Here is a 15117-nt window from a genome sequence, read left to right as displayed (position 1 = left end):
GCGTTAAGGGCGATGAGAGGGGATCCGATGGGCGGCACGACGGCACAGGTGGTCATCGCGGGGGCCGGTCCGACCGGCCTGACGCTGGCCTGCGAGCTGAGGCTCGCGGGCGTGGACGTGCTGGTCCTGGAGCGGGACGCGGAACGCGCGGAGGCGGAGTCCAGGGCGGGAGGGATGCACGCCCGCACCCTGGAGGTGCTCGACCAGCGGGGCATGGTGGAGCCCTTCCTGGAGGCCGGGCGTCCGCTGGCCGGCGGGCACTTCTCGGCGCTGCCGCTGGACTTCCGCGACCTGCCCACCCGCTTCCCGTACATGCTCATGCTGCTGCAACGGCGCATCGAGCGGCTCCTCGAAGAGCGCGCCGCGCGGCTCGGCGTCCGCCTGTGGCGTGGCGCCGCGGTGGTCGGCCTGCGCCAGGACGGGTCCGCCGTCGAGGTGGAGGTGCTGTTCGCTCCCCGTGGGGACGGAGGACGCGGCGAGGGCGAGCGGCGCCGGATCGACGCCCGGTACGCGGTGGGATGCGACGGAGGGCGCAGCGCCGTGCGGCGGCTCGCGGGCATCGGCTTCGCCGGCACCCCCGCGACCCTCACCGCCATGCTCGGCGACGTCGAGCTCGACGCTCCACCGGAGCACCCGCTGTTCCAGGAGCGGCGCGAACACGGAACGATCAGCGTGCTCGCGTTCGAGCCCGGCTGGTACCGGGTCATGACCACCGAGTTCGACCACGTGGCCGGCAAGGACGAGCCGGTCACCTTCGAGGGGCTGCGCCGGGCCTGCCTCAAGATCGCGGGCACCGACTACGGCATGCGCGCCCCCCGCTGGCTCTCCCGGTTCGGCGACGCGGCCCGGCAGGCCGTCGAGTACAGGTCAGGCCGGGTGCTGCTGGCGGGAGACGCCGCCCACGTCCACTTCCCCGCGGGCGGACAGGGCCTGAACCTCGGCGTGCAGGACGCGGTGAACCTGGGCTGGAAGCTCGCCTCGGTGGTGCACGGGCATGCCCCCGACTCACTCTTGGACAGCTATCACGCCGAGCGGCATCCGGTCGGGGCGCGGGTGCTCGCGAACACACGGGCGCAGACCGCGCTGTCGCGCGTCGACGCGCACACCACCGCGCTGCGCGCGACGCTGGCGGACCTCGTCTCCTTGGACGACGTCAACGCCCGCTTGTCCGGCATGATCACCGCCCTGGACGTGCGCTACCCGATGCGCGCCACGCAGGCGCACCCGGTGGACGGCGCGCGGACGCGGCCGCTGGAGGGCCCGCAGGCGTCCTCGGTGGACGGCGGGCATCCGCTCGTCGGATACCGGGTGCCGGACGTCGAGCTCAGGACCGGCACCGGTGACATCCGCGTCTTCGAACTGCTGCACAAGGCCCGCGGGCTTCTGCTGTGCCTGGACGGTGGCGCGCGGGCGGACGGGACGGCGCCGACGGCGCGGATCGCGTCGGAGTGGGCAGACCGGGTCGATCTCGTGCGGGCGTGGCCCTCGGCCGACGCGTGGCGGGTCCCGGTGCTGGGCTTGGTGCCCGCTCCCGCCGCGCTTCTCGTCCGGCCGGACGGTCACATCGCCTGGGCGGCGGACGGACACCCCGACCTCGACGGCGCGCGCGCCGCGCTGACCACCTGGTTCGGGCCGGGGCACGGATGACGGCGTACGGGGTGGGCCGGGCATAAGGGGCTGATGGGAACGTGCCACTTTTCTGGGGATATTGATGAGTTTGACGACTGGTGTCACCTTGTGATCGGCTCTTGCCTTCCGTCTTTCTTGCCGGCCGGTGTCCGGACAACGGGGAGCCACCCATGCCGCGTCTCCAACGGCACTCGCTCGCGTGGATTCTGCTGTCCGCGTCCATCGCGGGTTCCATGGTGATCACCACGGGTCCGGCCGCGCACGCCGGCCGCACCGCGTCCCAAGCGTCTTCGGCGTCTTCCGGGTCCTCGGCGCTGTCGGTGTCTCCCGGCGCGACCCGCACCAAGGTGGCGGGCAGCTCGGCCGGCGCGGGCAAGATCGCTCCGGTGCCGCCGATCGCCGTCCCTCCGGCCGCGAAGGCCGAGGTCCCCATGAGGCCGTCGCTCGCGGACCGTCCCATGCAGGCCCGGACGGTAGGCCCGGCCGCCCCGGAGGTCACCACCCCCGCGGGCCCGGCGCTGGCCGGCAGGCTGGCCGCCGACGCGGCCTCCCACCTGCGCGCGGAGGGCGTGCTGGGAGACGGCGGCCCGTCCCCCGACCCGGACCGGTTGCTGCCCGCCGACGGCGAGGCCGAGGCGCTGAGCGTGTCCAAGGCCCCGGCCGGCGCGGTGAACACGATGGCGGCCAAGGTCAAGCAGTTGTCGGGCTTCGACCTGCCAGGGCTCTACCGTGCGCTGCCGGAGGGCGTGCCGCTGGTGACGTACCGGCTGTGCGCGCAGGCCACGTCTCTGGCGGTGTCCTGTTCGGCGCCCCAGCCGCTGGCCAAGCCGGTCGCGGCGGACGTGACCGGGGACGGCTCCCCGGACCTCGTCGCGAGCCTGGTCCCCACGCTCGACCGCGCGGATCTGGTCGGCAGGGCGGGCGCGCTGGCGGACGCTCAGCGCAAGCTACACGCGCCGGTCGGCGGCACCGTCGACTCGCTCCTCGGCTCCTCGGACAAGAGCGGCTCGCCGGGCGGCGAAGCCGAGCGCAGGCGCGATCGGCAACGGGACGACCTGGCGGTCCGCGTCGCCGACGGTCTCGGCCTGGCGACGGCACGGCTGGCGACCGGTGCGGATCGTGACAAGGCGTTGAAGGCCCAAGTGTGGGCGCGGTACGACATCCCGGCCGCGGCGTCGGTCGCCGGCGCCACGCGGCTGTCGATCGGCTTCGACGGATTCCGGCGCGGCACGTCGCTGTCCGGCCTCGACTGGGGGGTCTACCGGCTGGACACCGGTGGCCGGGGTGGGAGTGGTCATGACGGCGGGGGCGGCCGGGGGGTGGCCGAGGTCCAGGTGAGCGTGCACAGGTCCAAGCCGGGCGCCTCGATCGCGACCGTGGCCGGCCTCGCGGACCTCTCCCAGGGCGGGCGGCCGTCCGATCCGGTGCTGGTCAGCCTGCGGCAGTCGCCGGCGCCCGACAAGCTGACCATCGGCGCGCGGTTCGACGCCGGCAAGGGGGAGGGCACGCTGAAGGCCGCCGTCTCCCGGCCCTCGACGCTGGACGCTCTGGTGCTGGACACCAGAGGGCAGGGAAGGACGGGCGGCCGGTACACGCAGGTGGTGCTGGACAAGGTCGCCTCGAAGGTCACGGCCGCTCTGGCCCGGCAGGCGGCGGGCGGCGCCACCGAGATCCGCTTCACGGGGCCCTCGCCGATGAGCAGGGCGCGACTGCGCGACTACACCTACCGTGACGGCCGGCTGGACAGGGTGGTCGCGGGGACGATGACCGGCGTGCCGGCCGACTTCCGCGCCCGCTACGAGGCGGTGGACGGCAGGTCCCAGGCGCTGACGGTCGGAACGCCCCCACGCGGCTCCGACGGCGGGTCCGCTTCGGAAAGGGGGGCGAGGCAGGAGGGATCCCAGAAACGGGCGGCCGGCGCCGGTTCGCCTGTCCGGGTCGCGGCGCGGTCGCGGAAGCGAGTGGCGCAGGCGGCTTCGCCCGATCGGATGATGGCGGGATCACGGCGGACGGGCCGGGCGGCTTCGCCTGGTGGGGTGATGGCGGGGTCACGGCGGGCGGGCCGGGTGGCTTCGCCTGATCGGGTGGCGGCAGGGTCGCGGGGGTGGGCGGCCGGGGCGGTCGTGGGGGCGCGGGCGGCGGAGGTGGTGTTCTATGACCGGGCGGCGGCCGGGACGGTCTTCCGTGCGTCGCTGACCGCCCTGCCCGCCTCAATGCGGATTTTTTACGACATAGCGGGAAGCCGCATAACGCACACCTCCAGCGCGCCGATCGGCGGCGTCGAGGTCGTCCTGCAACGCGACGGAGGCGCCGTCTCGACCCCCGCGGGCGGTCATGTCACGGTCATCAAGGACGGCGGGCGGCTCGGCGTCTCGGCCAGACTGTCGGCGCTGGCCGGGTTCGAGCTGACCTACGGCGACAGGCCGCACGCCATGCTGGAACTCGCCTCCGCCGGACGGCCGTTCCTCGCCGCGGCGAGCATCGACGGCGCGCATCTGCTGCGGATGGAGATGTCGAACACGCCGCGCCGGGTCGAGGTGGACCTGGACCCGGCCGCCAGGAAGGCGCGGTACCAGGCGAGCGGCGCGATCGGCAGGCTGCGTGCCGCCTATGCGGGCTCCCGGCAGGGGCCCACCATCGACAGCACCCTGTACGGCCTGCGGTCCACCGTCGAGGGCTCCTGGCAGCTCGGCGAGCGGCCCACCGCGGAGGTCACGGCGACGTCCGGCCTGAAGAAGGCGGAGGTCTACGTCAACCGGGTCTACGTCACCCGGGCCGGCGGCACGGCGCGCGCCTCAGGCAGTGGTGCGGGCCGAAGCGCCGGCGGCGCCGGGCGTGGCGGCGCCGACGGCGGGGCGGACGGTGGGGAAGACGTCTGGATCACTGTGAGGGGGGTGCACCGGCGCGTCGCGATGCTGGCCGATCTGGCCGGCGGGCGCCTGAGCTGGACGGCGGACCGGCCCACCACCTCCGTCCTGGCCTTCGCCCGCACCCGGTTCCAGGGCCGCGCCTTCCGCGTCGCGGCCGAGGTGGAGGACGTGCCGGCCCGCTTCGAGGCCGGCTGGGGCGGCGGGACCTACCGCTTCCAGGGCCTGTCCGGGCCGGTCGGGTCGGCGACGGTCGCGATCGCCAACCACGACGGCGCGCGGGCGCCCCGCGGCCCGCACCTGGCCGCGCACTACGACCGCTCCACCGGTGACCTGGACGGCAGCGTCCGCGTGGACGGGCTGACCGGCGCCCAGTTCGGCGGCGGCGCCGGCGGCTTCAAGGCGTCCTTCCAGACCGGTTCCCCGGCCGAGACCGGTTCTCGGTCCGAGAGCGGTTCCCCGTCCCAGAGCGGTTCCCCTTCCCGGGCCGGTGCTCCGGCCGAGAGCGGTTCTCGGTCCCAGAGCGGTTCGCCGGTGGCGGCCAAGGTCGTGGGCCGGGCCATGGCGCTGGACGCGGACGTGCGCCTGGACGGTGATCTGCGTTTCGGGGTTCTGGGGACGCTCGGCCCGCTCCCGGGCGGCATCGAGGTCTCGGCCGTCCCGGGCGGTCCGGTCACCTACAGCGCCACAGGGGATCGGATGGACCTGAAAGCCCAGGTGTGGCTGGGCAAGGCGGCGGCGATCAGCGCGATTCCCGGCGTGCCGGGGGTGGCGAGCGGCCTGGCCCTGGTCGACGGCGGCTGCGCTCCCGGCGCCGCGGGCTGCGCCGCCGACCAAGGCGCCTTCTGCCTGGGCGGCCCGCCCGCAGGTGGCGCCCCCCAGAAGACGGCGGCAGGGACCATGGGGACGGCAACCGGATCCGCGGGGACGGCGGCTGGGCCTGTGGGGACGGCGACCGGGTCCGCGGGGAGCGCGGCCGGGTCCGCGGGGAGAGGCTGTTTCGGCGTCCGCGGGTTCGTGCGCCTCAAGGGACTGCCCGCGAAGGTGACCGTGGACCTCGCCCGCAAGACGTTCTCCTTCTCCGGCTACCGGCCCAGGGACCGCAGGCTCGCGGTCTACCTGGCGAGCAAGGTGGTCGCCCCGGTGCCGATCAGGGCGTACGCGACGCTGGACGGGCTGCCGCCGGCGGTCACCGGCATGTCGCTCGGCCCGTTCGAGACGGGCATGGGCAAAGACCCGGACGGCCGGGACGCGAACGTGATCAAGGTGAACTACCGGGTGGAGCCGGCGGCGACCCTCACTTCGCTGCGCGCGGCGGTGGAGGCCGACACCGGCGCCGCGTACGGCGTCGTGCGGGGGCGGGCCGCGGTCGATCCGGTCCCGGGGGTGGTCGCGATCGACGGCACGTACGGCAGGAAGACCCGCGTCCGAGTCCAGAACTCCGCCCCCGTCAAGCGGCTCGACGCCAAGGTCACCGTCGTCCCGCCCGCCTCCCCTCCCGGGCGGGACGACTCGGGAACGGCCACGGGAACGGCGTCGGGAGCGGTGCGGCTCGCGGACGTGCCGGCGGCCTTCACGATCGAGGGCGGGGACGCCTCCGGCAAGGGCCTTGTCGTGCCGCGCCTGTCGTACAGGGCGGACGGCGGCGCCAACACGCTGGACGGGCTGTTCGCGGTCGAGGGGGCGCTGGTGTCGCGGGTGTACCGGCCGGCGCAGGGAGAACTGCTGGGCGCCTCGTTCGCCGTCAGGGACCTGGCCTCCGACACCACCATCCGGATGAATCCCGATCTATCAGTGGACCTGTCCTCCAAGCCCGTCCCCACCCGGCTGCTGGAGGTCCACGCCGGCCTGTCGGTGAGCCCGATCGCGCCACAGCGGATCAGTGTGCGCAAGGACATCCCCTACACCAGCGGCTTCCTCGCCTTCCAGATGGAGGGCAGATTCGGACTGCGCCGCAGTTCGATCCGCGACCTCTCGCTGGCCGTCCACGGCGCCTCGTGGCTGCGGATCAGGCCGGGCAGGATCCCCTTCGGGATGCACGCCCCCGCCGAACTGGGCTACGTCTCGCCCGGCTTCGAGGGACACTACGACCATCTCGACCTGCGGGCGGGCGGGGTGGACCTGCGGCCGGACGTGCGGCTCGGCGTCCGCATCGCCCGCGACATCGGCCAGGACGTCTTCTCCGACACCTTCGAGCTCGGCCCGGCGACCTCGCTGGCGTTCCGCCGCTACGACCAGCGCACCCGTCCCATCAGCGCGAAGCAGGCCCTGAAGGTGGGCGCCACGCCGATCGCCTGCCTCACGATCGGCACCAGGCCGGGGCTGGCCGCCCCGCGCCGGGCGAACGCGATCACGTTGCGCGGCGCGGACGGCCCTCAGGTGGTCAGCCTGCTCGACCCCGGCGGCCGGACGCAGGGCTACGCGCTCGACCTGCTGTCGCAGTTCATGTCGCCCTTCGACGGCGCGGGCTGGGAGGTCTCCCGCCTTACGGCCGGCCGCTGCCGCTGACCGCACCTCTGCCCGTACCTGCGACCGCCCTCCGACCGCGCCTCCCGTCCGCCGCCTGCCCGCCTCGCCGCAGGGACGGATGTGATCACCGACGGTCACAGGGAGACGGGATGCCGGCGGGGTTTGCCCAGCTCAGCGTGGGTTATGGGTCGCGACGAGGGCTTTCGCGCACCGGGAGAACGGGGACCGTGATGACGACGCCTGCCGAGGGGGACACCGGGGCCGGCGTCGTGCCGGTCACCGTCGTGATCGCGACCAGGAACCGCCGGGACGAACTGCTGCGCACGCTGGGCCGGCTGCGCGCTCTCCCCGAGCGCCCGCCGGTGATCGTGGTGGACAACGGCTCCTCCGACGGCACCGCGGAACGCGCCCGCGCGGAGTTCCCCGAGGCCGAGGTGATCCAGCTGTCCCACAACCTCGGCGCGCCCGCCAGGAACGTGGGAGCGCTGGCCGCCCGCACGCCCTATGTCGCCTTCAGCGACGACGACTCCTGGTGGGAGCCCGGCGCCCTGCGGACGGCCGCCGAGACCTTCGACGCCCACCCCCGCCTCGGCCTGGTCGCCGCCCGCATGCTGGTCGGGCCGGAACGCGTCCCCGACCCGATCAACGCGATGATGGCGGACACCCCACTGCGCGCGGGCCCAGGCCGGCCCGGCCCGCCGGTTCTGGGATTCCTGGCCTGCGGGTCCGTGGTGCGCCGCGAGGCGTTCCTCGCCGCCGGAGGCTTCAGTCCCGTGCTGTTCTTCCCCGGTGAGGAGCAACTGCTGGCCTACGACCTCGCGGTGCTCGGCTGGGACCGGTGCTATGTGCCCGACGTGGTCGCCGTGCACGAGCCGTCGCTCCTGCGGGAGGCGCCGGCCGGGCGGCGCCGGGTCCAGGCGCGCAACGCGCTGCTGACCGTCTGGCTGCGCCGCCCGGCCGCGGTCGTGGTGCGCGAGACCGTGCGGATGGCCGCCCGCGCGCGGCGCGACCCCGCGTGCGGCCTGGCCGTGCTGGCCGCCCTGTTCCGGCTGCCGCTCGTGGTCGCCGGACGCCGCCGGCTGCCCGCTCACGTCGAGGCCGTCGCGCGACTCCTGGAGTCCGGCGTCGAGGCGGGTAGATGACCGACGGGCGGGTCACCGTCGTGGTGATCACCATGGATCGGCGCGACGAGCTGCTGCGCACGCTCGGGCACATGACGGCGGTGCCCGAGCGCCCGCGCGTCATCGTCGTGGACAACGGCTCCCGCGACGGGAGCGCGGACGCGGTGGCGCGGGCGTTCCCGGGGGTGCGGCTGATCCGCAGCCCGCGCAACCTCGGCGCGGTCGCCCGCAACGTCGCGGTCGAGGAGGTCACGACGCCGTACGTCGCCTTCTGCGACGACGACACCTGGTGGGAGCCCGGCGCCCTGTCGCGGGCCGCCGACCTGCTGGACGCCCATCCCGGGCTGGCCTCGGTGACCGGCCGCATCCTGGTCGAGCCGATCCTGCGCGAGGATCCGATCACGCCGGAGCTGCGGTACTCGCCGATCCCCGGCCCTGCGTGGCTGCCCGGCCCGGCGCTGCTCAGCATCCTGGCAGGGGCCTCGATGCTGCGGGTGACCGCGTTCCGCGAGGCGGGAGGGTTCTCTCCGCGGCTGTGGCTGGGCGGCGAGGAGGAACTGCTCAGCCTCGACCTGGCGTCCCGGGGATGGTGGCTGTGCTGGGCCGAGGACGTCGTGGTGCACCACGCCGCGTCCACCGTCCGCGACCGCAGGCAGCGTCGCAGGCTCGGCATCCGCAACACGCTGTGGACCGCCTGGCTGCGGCGTCCGGCGTTCGACGCGCTGCGCCGCACGGTGGCCGTCCTGCGTTCGATCCCGAAGGACCGGGCCAGCGCCTCGGCCGTGGCGGCGGCGCTGGCCGGGCTGCCGTGGGTGCTGCGCGAGAGGCGGGTGGTGCCGATGGAGGTCGAACGAGGGCTGCGCCTGCTGGAGGAACCTCAGCGCACCTCGGTGGCCCGGCGCTACGTCGACTGATCGGCCGGTCGCCTCGCTCCGCTCGCGCCGCCGACCGGCCGGGCGGCCTCGGCCGTTGTGGCACCCCGATGGAATGCCCGCTCCCGCACAAGGGAACATACAGATATGGACATTTCATCTGATCCATGTGCTTACTGCGACATTCTTGAGGGACGGGCCGAGGCCACTCTGGTATTCCAGGACGAGGTCGTGGTCGTCGTCATGGACGCCAACCCGGTGAACCCGGGGCACGCCCTGGTGGTGTCCCGGGCGCACGCCTCGGGGCTGGAGGACCTCGACGAGGAGGTGGGCGCGCACATGTGGCGCCTGGCCCAGCGGGTGGCGCGGGGCCTGCGCCGTTCGGGGCTCCGGTGCGAGGGCGTCAACATCTTCGTGGCCGACGGCGAGGTGGCGCTGCAGGACGTGTTCCACACCCACATCCACGTCTTCCCGCGTTTCGAGGGCGACAACGTCGTGGTCGACGCCGACTGCGAGCCCAGAGAGCGACGGCTGCTGCACAACGAGGCGTGGGCGCTCCAGGAGGCGATGAAGCCCTTGGTCGCGGCGCCTTCGGCGGAGATGTTCCCACAACACATCCCGATGGTATGAATTCGAGGTATATGTCGGGTTTGGGGTAAAAGTCGACGCGTGTCATACGGGACGCGAGGTTTTTTCATCGGCCATCGGCGAGACTTGCCGCAACAGGGTGGTCGCGGCCCTTGACTAGGGAATCATGGGATATTTCGCATAACTACGGGTTACCATTTTCCTCGGTCCGGTATCGGTTCCGCGAGCCGATCGAGCGAGGTGGGGACGGGCGTGTCTGAGCGCAACGACGAGCGCAACCAAGACTCGGATTGGGTGAGGGACGAGCGTGCCGCTCTGCCGCCCGAGATCGACACCTCCAAGCCGAGCGTCTCCCGCGTCTACGACTACATGCTGGGCGGCAAGGACAACTTCGCGGTCGACCGGGAACTGTCCGAGATGGGGCTGCGCATCGCCCCTGACGCGAGGAACGCCGCGCGGGCGAACCGCGCCTTCCTGCGCCGCGTGGTGCACCACCTGACGGCCGAGGAGGGCGTCCGCCAGTTCATCGACCTCGGGTCCGGGCTGCCCACACAGGGCAACGTCCACCAGATCGCCCAGGCGGTCGACCCGGCCACGCGGGTGGTCTACGTGGACAAGGACCCGATCGTCCTCGCGCACGGCAGGGCGCTGCTGGCCACCAACGGCACCACCACGGTCATCCAGGCCGACGTGCGCGATCCGGAGGCCATCCTCGCCGACACCACGCTGCGGACGTTCATCGACTTCAGCCGGCCCATCGGGTTGCTGATGTTCGGCATCCTGCACCACCTCAACGACGAGGAGGACCCGCAGGGCATCGCCGCCACGCTGCGGGATGCGCTGCCCTCCGGCAGCTTCATCGCCACGTCCAACTTCCACAATCCCGGCGACGAGCGCCCCGAGTCGTCCAAGCAGGCCCTGGCCGCCGAGAAGCTCTTCAACGACCACCTGGGCACCGGCCGGTGGCGCACCCGCGAGGAGCTGATGGGCTACTTCGGCGACTTCGAGCTGCTGGAGCCCGGGTTCGTCCCGCTCGCCGAATGGCACCCAGGACCGGACGATCACTGGGAGACGAGCGCCACCTACTACACCTTCGTCGGAGGCGTCGCCCGCAAACCGTGACCCACCCCCTGCCGCCCCGTCCGGCGCAAGGCGACCGGGACAATGGCGGTGAGGGGGGATCGCTCATGCGGGTGGCCGTGCTGGGGATGGGCAACATGGGGCGGGCGGTGGCCGCGCGGCTGCTGGCCCAGGGCTACCACGTCACCGTCTGGAACCGGACGCCGGGCAGGACGGCCGAGGTGGTCGAGTCGGGGGCCGTGGAGGCGTCGTCCCCTTCGGAGGCCGCCCGGGACGCCGAGGTGGTGCTGATGTCCCTCACCGACGACCGGGCCGCCCTCGCCGTGACCGAAGCCCTGGCCGACGCGCGGACCGAGGCGCAGACCGGTCACGGCCGGGAGCCGGAGCCCGGCCAGGACGCGGTCGGCGCGGGCGTCCTGGTCGACATGAGCACCGTCTCGCCGCGTACCTCGCGCCGCCTGCGCGAGATGGCCCCCGGGCGGCGGTTCCTCGCGGCGCCGATCCTGGGCGCGCCGCACGCCGTGCTGAACGGGTCCGCCGCGGGGCTCGTGGGCGGCGACCGGGCGCTGGCCGAGTCCCTGGAGCCGGTGTGGTCGCGGCTGTTCTCCGCCCACTGGTACTGCGGCGCGGACCCCGGGGACGCCTCGGCGTTCAAGCTGCTCAACAACTACCTGCTGATGGCCGGGGTCGCGGTCGCCGGCGAGGTGGTCGCCACGGCCGAGGCCGCCGGACTGGACAGGACGCTGCTGCGCGAGGTGCTCCACAGCTGGCCGACCGTGGCTGCGGGGCTGCACAACCGGCTCGACGATCTCATCGCCGGGCGCCACGAGGGATGGTTCGCCACCCGGCTCGGCGCCAAGGACGTCCGGCTGCTCGCCGAGGTCGCCGAGTCCAACGGCGTCTCGCCGCCGATCGCCCGGCTGGTCGAACGGCGTTACGAGGAGGCCGCCGCGGGCGGCTGGGCGGACGCCGACATCACCGCCGTGGTGGAGCTCCTGCGCTCCCACGACCCCGACCGGTAGCCGCAGGACCTACGGGTCCCGGCGGACGCACGCGCGTCCGGCGGGCCAGGGCCGTACCGGCCCCCCGGACCCGCGGGCGGTCAGCCGGAGACGCGCAGGACGGCGGCGCCGGTGACCCGGTCGGCGGCGAGGTCGGCCAGGGCCTGGTCGGCCTGGTCGAAGTCGTAGGGGGCCGTGGTGACGTGCAGCGGGTGGCGGGTGGCCAGATCGAGGAACGCGGCGCCGTCCTCGCGGGTGTTGGCGGTGACGCTGCGCAGCGTGCGCTCGTAGAACAGGTGCTCCTCGTAGGTCAGCGAGGGGATGTCGGTGAGGTGGATGCCGGCCACGGCGAGGGTGCCGCCCATGTCGAGCGCCTTCAGGGCCACCGGCACCAGGTCCCCCACGGGCGCGAACAGGATCGCGGCGTCCAGCGGCTCCGGCGGAGGGTCGTACGCCTCGCCCGCCGAGGCCGCGCCGAGCTCCAGCGCCAGCTCCCGGGCCTGGCGAGACCGGGTCAGCACGTGCACCGCCGCGCCCTGGGCGATCGCCACCTGCGCGACGAGGTGCGCGGACGCCCCGAAGCCGTAGATGCCGAGCCGCCCGCCCGGCGGCAGGTCGGCGCGCGCGAGGGCGCGGTAGCCGATGATGCCCGCGCACAGCAGCGGGGCGAGCCGCTCGGCCGGCAGGTCGCCGGGCAGTTCGTAGACGTAGTCCTCCAGCGCGGTGACGTACTCGGCGTACCCGCCGTTGACGTCCCAGCCGGTGTAGGCGGCGTACGGGCACAGGTTCTCGGAGCCGCGCAGGCAGTAGCGGCACTCGCCGCAGGTGGAGTGCAGCCAGGCGACGCCGACCCGGGCGCCGAGCTCCAGGCGTTCCGCGCCCGCGCCGTGGGCGACGACCCGTCCCACGACCTCGTGGCCGGGCACCGTGTCCGGCCGCTTCGGCGGCAGGTCGCCCTCGGCCAGGTGCAGATCGGTACGGCAGACGGCGCAGACCTCGACCTTGACCAGCACCTCGCCGGGTGCCGGCGAAGGGACCGGCAGCCGCACGCGTCGCAGCGGCCCGCTCTGCATGGGGCCGGGGTGGCGTACCACCCAGGCGGTCATCGTCTCGGCCATGCCTCCATGGTCACACGCCGGGCACCGGCTCGCCGGGCTTGGGCGACGGCGCGGCGGCCGGGGGCGGCGTGGCGGTCAGGGGCGGCGGTCAGGGGTGGCGGTCCCCCCGAGGGCGGAAGAGCCCGATGGCCTCGCGGTTTCAAATCACTCACAGGAGGAAGCGGGGGTGCAGAGGTCACACGAGCAGAGGGAGAGCGGCGCATGGACGCCATCGTGCTGTTGAAGGACGACCACAAGACCGTCGAGAAGCTGTTCAAGCAGTTCGAGAAGGCGGGCGAGCAGGCCTACAAGGAGAAGCGGCAGATCGTCGAGCAGGTCGTCCGCGAGCTCACCACCCACGCCTACATCGAGGAGACGATCTTCTATCCGGTCGCCCGCAAGGACGTCCCCGACACCGAGGACCACGTCCTGGAGAGCGTCGAGGAGCACCACGTCGTGGTGTGGATGCTGTCGGAGCTCAAGAACCTCGACCCGAAGGACGAGCGGTACGACGCCAAGATGACCGTCCTGATGGAGAACGTCCGCCACCACGTGGAGGAAGAAGAGCAGGAGTGGTTCCCGAAGGTGCGCGAGGTCATGGGCCGCAAGCAGCTTCAGGAGCTCGGCGAGCAGATGGAGAAGGCCAAGGCCGACGCCCCCGACAACCCACTCGACCTGATCAGCGCCCAGAAGTAGCGCGAAGCGGCCCCGGGCGCGGCTACGGGGAACGGCCCGGCGGGGGCGTCAGTGCAGCTCGAAGGGGGTGATGCCCCAGCGGTGGGCGACGCTCTCTCTGGGAGCGAGGCGGATGAGGTCCTCGCCGGTGCGGAAGGCGTTGGGCGGGCAGCTCATCGGCTCCACGGCGAGGCCGCCGCGCCGGTAGCCGCCGGACAGGGTGTCGCCGGTGAAGAGCTGGAGCCATTCGACGCCCTCGCCCCCCCACAGCTCCACGCCGCGCCTGCCGTCCGCGGTGGCGAGCCGCACCCGGACCAGCCCGTCGGCGTCGCGGGTAAGCCCGGTGAACGCGGTGTCCAAGGAGATCTCGCCGATCGGGCGGGCGTCGCGGAAGTCGTACCTGGTGCCATCCACCGGATGCCTGCCGACCGGGATCTTGCGTTCGTTCACCTCGACCCACTCGGCGGCGGGGACCCGCAGGACGGCGCCGTCGAGCGGCTCGCCCACGGTGAGGTACGGGTGGGCGCCGAAGCCGTACGGCGCGACGGTGCCGCCGGCGTTGCGCGCCCCGATCTCGACCACGAGACCCGAGCCGTTCAAGGTGTAGGAGACCGACAGATCGAGGATGTGCGGGTAGCCGGTCTGCGGGAACAGCCGCAGGCCCAGGGTGATCGACCCCGCGTCGCGTGAGAGGACCTGCCAGGGAAGCGTACGGGTGAAGCCGTGCGCCGCGTTGCCGTACTTGGGCTCGGTCAACGCGAGCTGCCGCTCTTGGCCGTCGAAGGTGTAGCGACCGTCCTCGACGCGGTTGGGCCAGGGGAGCAGGGGAACCCCGGCCGACCCGGGCGGGGTCTCGTGCTCGGAGTAGCCGGTGATCAGCGGCCGGTCTTCGTACGTGAGGCTGCGCAGCCCCGCTCCGACCTCGGTGACGACGGCACGGAAGCCGCCGGCCTCGATGGTGTGCTGCTCTCCGGTGGGCGCGATGGTCGTCACCCGCCAATTCAACACCATCCTTCGCACCGGAGACCGGCGACCCGGCCGGTGCCCGACACCGCCCGCGTCCTCGTCGCCGCCGCGCTCTCCATGGCCGCCACCAGGGGTTCTATCGCCGCAGGGCCCGCGCTATCGCCGGCGGCCCCGCTTCTAGGGGGATGCTGCGGCGAGGGTGTGGGGCCTTGATGGGGTCTTGCCCTAGGGAATGCGGTGTTTGTCTTGAATCAGGCATATCGGTGCGGCGTCCGGCCCTCCAGCGCAGTACAGGGTCGGCGACCACCGGCCGTCCGAGGGCGCACAGTCCCGGCACTGCGGGGTGTGGAAGGACACGGCATGGACGTGATCATCATGCGGGAGGCGACAGACGGCACGACCCCTGAGGTCCGCGAAGAGGGGGCCAAGCTGCTGCGGCTGCACGACTGCCTGGCAGACCTTGGCGTAGCGGCCGAACTGCGGGAGCACATGCCCGCGCTGCTGATCCACCGCGCCGACGTGGGGCTGCCGCTGTGGGTCTTCGTCGGGTACGGCGGCGCCTACTTCTCCTGGCAGTCGGCCGAAAAGCGGCATCCGGTCGCCGACGTCGCCGGCGCGGCGCTCGCGCTGGCCGACTACATCAAGGGGAGGATCTTCTAGTACTCCAGTGGCATTTTGAGATCAGCGTTGGGATCTGCGCTGGTAGTGGCATCGGCTTGCGTGGCGTTGGTGTCGGCGTCGCCAGTGTGACC

11 protein-coding genes are annotated in these 15117 nt (G+C 73.2%); 9 read left to right on the top strand and 2 right to left on the bottom strand.

Translation table 11 applies throughout. The features are described 5' to 3' along the window. Positions 1-27 precede the first annotated feature (27 nt). The 7 genes from ACZ6QO_RS23215 to ACZ6QO_RS23185 all read left to right on the top strand — a co-directional run bounded on the left by ACZ6QO_RS23215 (position 28) and on the right by ACZ6QO_RS23185 (position 11648). Positions 28-1647 (top strand): FAD-dependent oxidoreductase, encoded by a 1620-nt coding sequence (locus ACZ6QO_RS23215; protein WP_465853675.1) that lies wholly within the window; start codon positions 28-30, stop codon positions 1645-1647. Positions 1648-1799: 152 nt separating this feature from the next. Continuing rightward, positions 1800-7004: a hypothetical protein gene (locus tag ACZ6QO_RS23210; protein ID WP_465853674.1), complete on the top strand. Its 5205-nt coding sequence runs from the start codon at positions 1800-1802 to the stop codon at positions 7002-7004. A 191-nt stretch (positions 7005-7195) separates the two neighbouring features. After that, entirely contained in the window at positions 7196-8107 is a 912-nt protein-coding gene (locus ACZ6QO_RS23205; protein WP_465853890.1) for a glycosyltransferase family 2 protein, read from the top strand. Beyond that, complete coding sequence (locus ACZ6QO_RS23200) at positions 8104-9000, top strand: glycosyltransferase family 2 protein (protein ID WP_465853673.1); 897 nt, start codon at positions 8104-8106, stop codon at positions 8998-9000. The genes ACZ6QO_RS23205 and ACZ6QO_RS23200 overlap by 4 nt, the downstream gene beginning before the upstream one ends. A gap of 105 nt (positions 9001-9105) precedes the next feature. Next, entirely contained in the window at positions 9106-9588 is a 483-nt protein-coding gene (locus ACZ6QO_RS23195; RefSeq protein ID WP_465853672.1) for an HIT family protein, read from the top strand. A gap of 210 nt (positions 9589-9798) precedes the next feature. Beyond that, positions 9799-10668 (top strand): SAM-dependent methyltransferase, encoded by an 870-nt coding sequence (locus ACZ6QO_RS23190; protein WP_465853671.1) that lies wholly within the window; start codon positions 9799-9801, stop codon positions 10666-10668. Between the two features lie 65 nt (positions 10669-10733). Continuing rightward, positions 10734-11648, top strand: coding sequence for an NAD(P)-dependent oxidoreductase (locus ACZ6QO_RS23185; protein WP_465853670.1), 915 nt, complete (start codon positions 10734-10736; stop codon positions 11646-11648). A gap of 80 nt (positions 11649-11728) precedes the next feature. On the opposite strand, the gene ACZ6QO_RS23180 is transcribed toward ACZ6QO_RS23185, so the two are convergent. Continuing rightward, complete coding sequence (locus ACZ6QO_RS23180) at positions 11729-12745, bottom strand: zinc-dependent alcohol dehydrogenase family protein (protein ID WP_465853669.1); 1017 nt, start codon at positions 12743-12745, stop codon at positions 11729-11731. 201 nt (positions 12746-12946) lie between these two features. On the opposite strand from ACZ6QO_RS23180, the gene ACZ6QO_RS23175 reads away from it, so the two are divergent. After that, on the top strand, positions 12947-13420 hold the full coding sequence (locus ACZ6QO_RS23175) for a hemerythrin domain-containing protein (protein ID WP_465853668.1): 474 nt from the start codon (positions 12947-12949) through the stop codon (positions 13418-13420). A 48-nt stretch (positions 13421-13468) separates the two neighbouring features. On the opposite strand, the gene ACZ6QO_RS23170 is transcribed toward ACZ6QO_RS23175, so the two are convergent. Further along, complete coding sequence (locus ACZ6QO_RS23170) at positions 13469-14392, bottom strand: aldose 1-epimerase family protein (RefSeq protein ID WP_465853667.1); 924 nt, start codon at positions 14390-14392, stop codon at positions 13469-13471. Positions 14393-14725: 333 nt separating this feature from the next. Between ACZ6QO_RS23170 and ACZ6QO_RS23165 the strand changes: the two genes are divergently transcribed. Beyond that, entirely contained in the window at positions 14726-15025 is a 300-nt protein-coding gene (locus ACZ6QO_RS23165; protein ID WP_465853666.1) for a hypothetical protein, read from the top strand. Positions 15026-15117 lie beyond the last annotated feature (92 nt).

Source organism: Sphaerisporangium sp. NPDC049457 (assembly GCF_055586705.1).
This window is presented reverse-complemented; position numbering and strand designations above follow the sequence as displayed.

Coding starts and splice junctions, on each gene's coding strand:
- ACZ6QO_RS23195 (WP_465853672.1), top strand. CDS start 9,106: ATGGACATTTCATCTGATCCATGTGCTTACTGCGACATTCTTGAGGGA.
- ACZ6QO_RS23165 (WP_465853666.1), top strand. CDS start 14,726: ATGGACGTGATCATCATGCGGGAGGCGACAGACGGCACGACCCCTGAG.
- ACZ6QO_RS23175 (WP_465853668.1), top strand. CDS start 12,947: ATGGACGCCATCGTGCTGTTGAAGGACGACCACAAGACCGTCGAGAAG.
- ACZ6QO_RS23200 (WP_465853673.1), top strand. CDS start 8,104: ATGACCGACGGGCGGGTCACCGTCGTGGTGATCACCATGGATCGGCGC.
- ACZ6QO_RS23210 (WP_465853674.1), top strand. CDS start 1,800: ATGCCGCGTCTCCAACGGCACTCGCTCGCGTGGATTCTGCTGTCCGCG.
- ACZ6QO_RS23215 (WP_465853675.1), top strand. CDS start 28: ATGGGCGGCACGACGGCACAGGTGGTCATCGCGGGGGCCGGTCCGACC.
- ACZ6QO_RS23180 (WP_465853669.1), bottom strand. CDS start 12,745: ATGGCCGAGACGATGACCGCCTGGGTGGTACGCCACCCCGGCCCCATG.
- ACZ6QO_RS23205 (WP_465853890.1), top strand. CDS start 7,196: ATGACGACGCCTGCCGAGGGGGACACCGGGGCCGGCGTCGTGCCGGTC.
- ACZ6QO_RS23185 (WP_465853670.1), top strand. CDS start 10,734: ATGCGGGTGGCCGTGCTGGGGATGGGCAACATGGGGCGGGCGGTGGCC.